Source organism: Flavonifractor sp. An112 (assembly GCF_002161085.1).
Taxonomy (GTDB): Bacteria; Bacillota; Clostridia; order Oscillospirales; family Oscillospiraceae; genus Flavonifractor; species Flavonifractor avicola.
Genome location: NZ_NFLU01000005.1, coordinates 202,863 through 210,602, shown reverse-complemented (window position 1 = coordinate 210,602; position 7,740 = coordinate 202,863). Strand labels below are relative to the sequence as shown.

The 7,740-nt window shown below is 61.0% G+C and carries 7 protein-coding genes and 1 pseudogene; 7 read left to right on the top strand and 1 reads right to left on the bottom strand.

What is annotated here, in order from left to right; genetic code table 11:
- A pseudogene (locus tag B5E56_RS06685) lies at window positions 1-607 on the bottom strand (hypothetical protein); the annotation flags it as partial.
- A 356-nt stretch (window positions 608-963) separates the two neighbouring features.
- Between B5E56_RS06685 and B5E56_RS06680 the strand changes: the two are divergent.
- The 7 genes from B5E56_RS06680 (at window position 964) to B5E56_RS06650 (ending at window position 7,718) form a co-directional block, all read left to right on the top strand.
- Window positions 964-1,527, top strand: a complete 564-nt coding sequence (locus B5E56_RS06680) for a hypothetical protein (protein ID WP_087188367.1) — start codon at window positions 964-966, stop codon at window positions 1,525-1,527.
- 11 nt (window positions 1,528-1,538) lie between these two features.
- Window positions 1,539-2,225 (top strand): response regulator transcription factor, encoded by a 687-nt coding sequence (locus tag B5E56_RS06675; protein WP_087389138.1) that lies wholly within the window; start codon window positions 1,539-1,541, stop codon window positions 2,223-2,225.
- Entirely contained in the window at window positions 2,222-2,698 is a 477-nt protein-coding gene (locus tag B5E56_RS06670; protein ID WP_087389137.1) for a hypothetical protein, read from the top strand. Before B5E56_RS06675 ends, B5E56_RS06670 begins: the two co-directional genes overlap by 4 nt.
- A gap of 4 nt (window positions 2,699-2,702) precedes the next feature.
- A complete protein-coding gene (locus B5E56_RS06665) occupies window positions 2,703-4,166 on the top strand; it encodes a sensor histidine kinase (RefSeq protein WP_087389136.1) in 1,464 nt (487 codons plus the stop codon).
- Between the two features lie 120 nt (window positions 4,167-4,286).
- Window positions 4,287-5,042 (top strand): DUF4358 domain-containing protein, encoded by a 756-nt coding sequence (locus B5E56_RS06660; protein WP_087389135.1) that lies wholly within the window; start codon window positions 4,287-4,289, stop codon window positions 5,040-5,042.
- A 123-nt stretch (window positions 5,043-5,165) separates the two neighbouring features.
- Complete coding sequence (locus B5E56_RS06655) at window positions 5,166-6,566, top strand: MBOAT family O-acyltransferase (RefSeq protein WP_087389134.1); 1,401 nt, start codon at window positions 5,166-5,168, stop codon at window positions 6,564-6,566.
- 15 nt (window positions 6,567-6,581) lie between these two features.
- Window positions 6,582-7,718 (top strand): DHHW family protein, encoded by a 1,137-nt coding sequence (locus B5E56_RS06650; protein WP_087389133.1) that lies wholly within the window; start codon window positions 6,582-6,584, stop codon window positions 7,716-7,718.
- Window positions 7,719-7,740: the final 22 nt, after the last annotated feature.

Below are 7,740 nucleotides of genomic sequence, written 5' to 3'. Positions count from 1 at the left end.
GGCTTGGCGCGGGGGTGGGCTGCACAGAAGGCTGGGGGGTATTGTTATCGGGATAGAGCTGCTTCATATAGGCGTTGTATCGGCTGCGCATGGGGTCCTGAGCATACTGGATGAACTCGCTGCCCAACCGCTCCTGTCCGTTGGTGATGCGGATCAGGGTGCCGTAATTGGTGGGGGTATAGCTGTAGCGCAGGCCGAAGTAGGAGCACACCGACGCCAGCGGCACAAAGATCCAGCCGTTGCGGGACACAGCCCGCATCTCCAGCTGCTGGCCGGACCGGTCCACGCAGGTACCGGCGTTCAGGTCGAAGGTCAGCGTCCCGCTGAGGCTGTACAGCATGAAGCTGTTCCCACTGTCCCCCTGGATCTGTCCGTAGGACACCCCCAGGTTGACCCCGGTGGCCGTCCAGTCAAACGCGATATAGGGGACGTATAGGGAGCCGCCGATCCAGGTGGGCATAGCCTCCAGCGGCAGGGTAAGCATCTGGTCGTTCTCCGCCATCAGGTAGATCTCCACCGTATCTGCCTTGGCGGTGCTCACCAGCCCCGGCCCCAGCACCAGTACCGCCGCACACAGCAAGGTAAGCAATCGCTTTTTCCAGCCCATGTCCGTCCCCTCCTTTCCGTATGTATCTTCTGACAGCATTATACCATGGCTGCAAGCCGCTCCGGCTTGCGCGCCGCAGAGCGGTGAAAACCGGCGCAGCCGGTTTCGGCCATGGTGTAACAAGCGCAGTGCGCGGCGTTTCGCCGCGCCCAGCCGCCTGAAAGGCGGCCCCAAACAGCTCAGCTGTTTGGGCTGCGGTTATTATAGCATGGTTTTCTCCCCCGGTAAAGCCGCCGCTTGCACCAAAAGCATAGGGCTGGTATAATGTTGCCGGTTTTAATGGGATTTTAAGACAGCCTAAATACCCTCTTTACCGGCCCCGGGGTATACTGGTACTGTTGAAAGGATGTGTTCCCATGGATGTCACATTGGAATTGGTGGAACAGCTGCGGAAACGGGCCGATGTGTCCTACGAGGAGGCCAGGGCGGTGCTGGAGGAGACGGGCGGCGATTTGCTGGCCGCTCTGATCCTGCTGGAGCAGCGGGGCAAGATCCGCTCGGACGGCGGACAGAGCGCCCGATACTCCACCCGGCCCGGCAGCGGGCAGGCCGCTCCCCCTCCCAACGAGGGCCCCGCCCGGCCTGAAACCGCCGCCGGTCAAAGCGGCTGGGAGACCTTTGTCAGCTTCTTGCGGCGCTGCGTCACCAACCGGTTTGAGGTATGGCGGTGGGAAGAGCCCATCGTCTCCATACCGCTGCTGATTTTTATTCTTCTGGTGCTGCTGGCCTTCTGGATCTCGGTACCCCTGCTTATTATAGGGCTCATTATGGGCTGCCGGTACCGGTTCGCCGGTCCCGATCTGGACGGCAATGAGGTGAGCCAGGCGGTCAACCACGCCGCCGACACCGTCAGCGACGCGGTTGGGCGGGCCAAGGCCCAGGCAGAGCAGGCCGCCCGCGGCAAGCAATCCAAAGAGTGAGGTGAACGGCCATGGAGGAGCGCATCCTGCTGGTAGAGGATGAAGAAAAGCTGGCCCGCATGGTGGAGCTGGAGCTGAATTATGAGGGCTACCAGGTGGAAAAGGCCTTTGACGGCCGGAGGGGACTGGAGCTGGCTCTGTCCGGGCGGTTCGACCTGATCCTGCTGGACATCATGCTGCCCGCCCTCTCCGGCATGGAGGTGCTCCGCCGCCTGCGGCGAGAGAGCCAGGTGCCCGTCATCATGCTCACCGCCCGGGACACGGTGGTGGACAAGGTGTCCGGCCTGGACATGGGGGCGGACGACTATGTAACCAAGCCCTTTGCCACCGAGGAACTGTTGGCCCGTATCCGGGCCGCCCTGCGGAAGCGGCCCACCCGGACCGAGCCGGACAACAGGCTATCCGCCGGGCCCCTGGTCATGGATCTGGACCGGCATCTGGTCGCTGTGGACGGCCAGAACGTGGCCCTCACCCGCCGGGAGTTCGACCTGCTGCGCTGCTTGCTGGAGCACAAGGAAAAGGTCCTCTCCCGGGAGGAACTGCTGGAGCAGGTGTGGGGCTTTGACTTCATGGGCGAGACCAACACCGTAGACGTATACATCCGCTTTCTGCGGACTAAGCTGGACGAAGCGTTCCACATTAAACTGATCCACACCGTCCGGGGTGTGGGCTATGTCATTCGGGAGGGATTGGAATGAAGGTTTCCGCCATCGTCTATACCAGTAACACCGGCTTTACCGCCCAGTATGCCACTCTGCTCTCCCACCAGACCGGCCTGCCCCTCCACCAGTTGAAGGAGTGCACGCTCCCCCAGGGGACTCAGGTACTCTATTTGGGCTGGCTGTGCGCCGGGAAGGTCCAGGGTCTGAAAAAGGCCGCCGCTCGCTTCCGGGTGGAGTCCGTCTGTGCTGTGGGCATGGCGCCGGAGTGCGATCCGGCCAAGCTGGCCGGTGACAACCACTGTAACGGACTGCCTCTCTTCTATTTGCGGGGCGGCTATACCCCCGCCCGGGTCCGGGGGAAGTACAAGATGATGATGGCCATGATGAAGGCCATTCTGTCCAAAAAGACCGATCCCCAGTCCCGCGAGGCCCTGGAGGCCATGAAACGGGGCGCCGACTGGGTAAGCGCCCCCCAGCTGGAGCCAGTGCTGAACTGGCTCCGGGGTTAAGGCCATGGCTGCCAGAACTTCCCGGCCCACCGGCCCCATCAAGTCCTCCATCGTGGCCCGGCTCAATGCCCGGCTCTTTTTCCGGCTGCTGGGGATCTATCTGCTGCTGGATATCCTGCTCATCCTGTTGTTCTGGGGCGGCCTCATTGTCTGGTCCGACCGGCAGGCAGCGGAACTGAAGGCTCTGGCGGAAGAGCAGGGCGCCCCCTCGGAGGAGGCCGCGGCATGGATGTCCGCCGGCAGCTATTCCGTAGCGGAAGCGGAAGGGGACCCCAACGGTATCCTGCTCCCCCACTGGCTTCCCTCCCCCCAGGCACTTGAGGGGGACCAGCGCTGGTTTGATCCAGGAACGGTACATCTCATTCCCCTGATGATTTTCTCCACCGGCGGCCCCACCAGCTACACCCTGGTGACCCAGGTTCAGGGGCAGGAATTGGCCATCACTCTGGACCTGTCCCGCCCCGCCACCCTCTTCGTCTTTGCCGGACGGGTGGTGCTGATCTGCCAGCTGGTCAGTCTGGTGCTCAACCTGTTCAAAAACGCAGGCACCATCCGCCGCACCCTGCGGCCCATCCAGGACCTGGCCGCCGCCGCCACCCGGTTGGGCGGCTCCATGTCGCCGGAGGAGCTCCAGGCCCTGGCCGGGGAGCTGGATGAGATCAACGCCAGCCACCTGGACCGGCGTATCCCGGTGACCGGCACCCAAAAGGAGCTGAAAGCCCTGGCTCAGGCCATCAACGCCATGCTGGACCGGATCAACGAGGCCTACCGCTCCCAGACCCGCTTTGTCTCCGATGCCAGCCATGAGCTGCGTACCCCCATCGCCGTGATCCAGGGCTACGCCAGCCTGCTGGACCGGTGGGGCAAGGACGACCCTGCCACCCGGCAGGAGGCCATCGATGCCATCCGTCAGGAGGCTGACTCCATGAAGCAGCTGGTGGAACAGCTTTTGTTTCTGGCCCGGGGGGACAACGACTCCGTTCCCTTCCATCCCCAGCTGTGCGACCTGTCCGAGCTGGCCGCCGAGGTGCTGCGGGAGACCCAGATGCTGGACCACACCCATCAGTTGGAGGGGAAATGGCTGTGTGCCGTGCCGGTGGTGGCCGACGAGGGGCTCATTAAGCAGGCCCTGCGCATCCTGGTGGACAACGCACTGAAATACACCCCCGCCGGGGGGTGCATCACCCTGTCGGTCCAGGGGAAGGACGGCCTGGCCCGGCTGACGGTGGCCGACCAGGGCCAGGGCATTGACGCCCAAAGCCTGCCCCATATCTTTGACCGTTTCTACCGTACCGACGAGAGCCGGGCCCGGCAGACCGGCGGCGCCGGGCTGGGTCTGTCCATTGCCAAGTGGATCGCCGACCGCCACGGCGGCTGGTTTGAGGTGGTGTCCTGGCCGGGGGTGGGTACCCGCTTTACGCTGGTGCTGCCCCTGGATTCCATGGACGCCCCCGCCGCCCCAGCCTGAAAGGAATCTCGAATGCCCCCGCCGGAGCGGGGGCGTTTTTTTACAGAAACATGGGAACTTTTTGTCAGCCGCCACCGTCCAATAGAGCGATCACAAAAAACAGAAAAGGAGAATCCACCTATGAACCATCGTTTTCTCGCCCTGGCTCTGGCCGGGACGCTGACCCTTGGTATGCTGACCGCCTGCGGCGGCGGCAACGACGGCATTTCTGAGACCCCCAACACCGTCACCACCCCTCCCGTGGCTGAGAGCGTTATGCCCTCTCCCGAGGACTCCGCCCCCGTCACCGAGGAGAGCCCTGACGCTCTGCCCGAGAGCTCCGCTCCCGTGGAGGAGAGCACTGAGCCCTCCGCCGAGCCCTCTGCTCAGCCTACCGCTAAGCCTACCACCAAGCCTACCGCTACCCCCAAGCCCACTAACAAGCCCACTAACAAGCCCACCGCTACTCCCAAGCCCACGGTGAACCCCACTCCCACGCCGGAGAGCAAGCCCCAGACCAGCGCCGTCCAGTCCACCTGGAATGACATCTCCAAGCTGAGCCTGCCCAACCTGACCGCCATGGACGATGCCACCCTCTCCGCCATGTACGGCATCAACGCCTCCGACCTGGAGGAGTATGTGTGCATGATGCCCCTCATGGGCGTCCACTCTACCGAGTTCTTCATCGCCAAGGTGAAGGACGGCAAGATGGACACCGTGAAGGCCGGTATTGCCAAGCGGCAGGCCGATCTGGACGCCCAGTGGTCCCAGTATCTGCCCGAGCAGTATGAGCTGGTGAAGAACTACAAGCTGGTCACCAACGGCAACTATGTGCTCTTCGCCATCAGCGAGTATGCCGGTGATGCGGTCACCATTTTCAACAGCTACACAAAATAATCCGCATTTTTGGGTAGAATAGAAGTTGCACTCTGGTGCCGTACCCATTATAATCATTTCAGCGCCCGGCAGGGCAAGCCTGCCGGGCATCTTTCCTGAAATCTACAAAGAGAAGGTGAGCAGTTGGTCTTTTCCAGTTTGTATTTCTTGTTTCTATATCTACCCATTGTATTATTAGTCTATTACATTACCCCTCTGAAATGGCGCAACCTGTGGCTGCTGGTGGTCAATCTGATCTTTTACGGCTGGGGCGAACCCAAGTATATCCTGCTGATGATCTTCACCATCGTGCTGGACTACTTCTGCGGCCTGATCGTGGCCCGGCGAAAATTGCAAGGCGACGACAAGGGCGCCCGGATCGCCGTAGCGGTGGCGCTGGTCCTCAATCTGGCTATCCTGTTCTTCTTTAAATACTGGGATTTGGTGGCCACGACCTTCCAGCACTTCGGCGTTGGTATGCCGGTGCTCAACCTGACGCTGCCCATCGGCATCTCCTTCTACACCTTCCAGACCATGACCTACCCGGTGGACATTTACCGTGGAGACGCGGAGGTGCAGAAAAGCATTGTCAGCTTCGGTACCTTCGTTACCCTCTTCCCCCAGCTCATTGCCGGTCCCATTATCAAGTACAAAGAGCTGGCCGACCAGATGACCTACCGCACCCACTCCCCGGAGCAGTTTGCCTCCGGCGTGCAGGTGTTTGTGGTGGGTCTGGCCAAGAAGGTGCTGCTGGCCAACAACATCGGCAAGCTTTGGGATGTCTATCTGGCTCTACCCACCGACCAGCTCACCGTCTCCGGCGCCTGGCTGGGCGTGGTGGCCTTCTCCCTTCAGCTGTACTTTGACTTCTCCGGCTATTCCGACATGGCCGTGGGCCTGGGCCGGATGCTGGGCTTCGAGTTCCTGCGGAACTTCAATTACCCCTATATCTCCAAGTCGGTCACCGAGTTCTGGCGCCGGTGGCACATCTCCCTGGGCTCCTGGTTCCGGGAATATCTGTATATCCCCCTGGGCGGTAACCGGGTGAAAAAGCCCCGGCTGTTTTTCAACCTGCTGGTCGTTTGGGCCGCCACCGGCATCTGGCACGGCGCCAGCTGGAACTTCCTGATCTGGGGCCTCTACTTCGCCGCCCTCATCATTCTGGAGAAGGCCTTCCTGGGCAAGCTGCTGGAGAAGTGTCCCGCTGTGGTACAGCACATTTACACCCTGTTCCTGGTGCTGGTCAGCTGGGCCATCTTTGCCGTGGAGGATTTCGGTCACATGGGCGCCTACCTGTCCGCCATGTTTGGCTTTGCTCCAGCCGGTCTGGCCTCCCCCAGCGTGGCGTACTACTTCACCTCTTTCCTGCCCATGCTGATCATCGGTGCCGTGGCCGCCACTCCGCTGGCTACCAAGCTGTGGAAAAAGCTGCCGGAGAAGCCCATGAAAGTGGTGCTGCCGGTGGTGTTGCTGGCCGGTCTGATTCTTTCCACCGCCTATCTGGTGGACGCCACCTACAATCCCTTCCTCTATTTCCGCTTCTGATTGGAGGTTCTGATTATGTCGAAAAAATACTGCATCTTCATCAGCGCTCTGTTCTGTGCCTTTATCGGTCTGTTCCTGGTGGCCAACGCCGCTACTCCTAGCCGGGAGTTCTCCGAAATGGAGAACCGCAATCTGGAACAGATGCCCAAGCTGTCTGTGGACAGCTTGTTGAGCGGTCAGTTCATGAAGGACTTTGAGACCTACACCACCGACCAGTTTGTGGGCCGGGACCTGTGGATTGCCCTGAAGTCCTCCAGCGAGCGGATCCTGGGCAAGCACGAGAACAACGATGTCTATTTCTGCGATCAGGACACCCTCATTACCCGGTTTGACCAGCCCGACGCCGCCAAGGTATCGGAGAATGTAAATTATGTGAACAGCTTTGTGGAAAATGTGGATATCCCGGTAACTTTCTCTCTCATTCCCACCCAGGCCTGCATCTGGGCCGGCCGGCTGCCCGACGGGGCCCCCAATGCCAGCCAGACCGACCTGCTGGATCAGGCCAAGGCTGCTGTGCCCGGCGCCACCTGGGCGGATCTGTACAGCCCCCTGTGGGAGCACAAGGATGAGAGCATCTTCTACCGCACTGACCACCACTGGACCAGCCTGGGCGCATACTACGGCTACACCGGCCTGGCAGAGGCCCTGGGCTACACTCCCGTGCCCCTGGATGCCTACACCGAGACCATCCGCTCCACTGAGTTCTACGGCACGGTATTCTCCTCCTCCGGCGTGCGCTGGGTGAGCCCCGACACCATCTCCACCTATGTGCCCGATACCGGTATTACCGTCACCAGCTATACCTATGACAACGCCGGCAATCAGGTGGAGGTGCCCCGCTCTCTGTACGACACCTCCTTCCTCTCCGTCAAAGACAAGTACTCTATGTTTTTGGGCGGCAACCAGTCCCTTGGCGTGGTCAAGACCCCCAATACCGACAAGCCTAAGCTGCTCATCATCCGAGACTCCTACGCCGACTCCCTGGTGCCCTTTCTGACTCCCCACTTCTCTGAGATTCACCTGATCGACCTGCGTTACTACAAGCTGTCCCTTGCCGACTACATTCAGCAAAACGGCATCGATCAGGCTCTGGTCCTCTACAGCGTCCCCAACTTTGTCACCGATTCCAATCTCTTCTGGATCACCCGATAAGTAAGCAAAAAGTCCGGCCCTT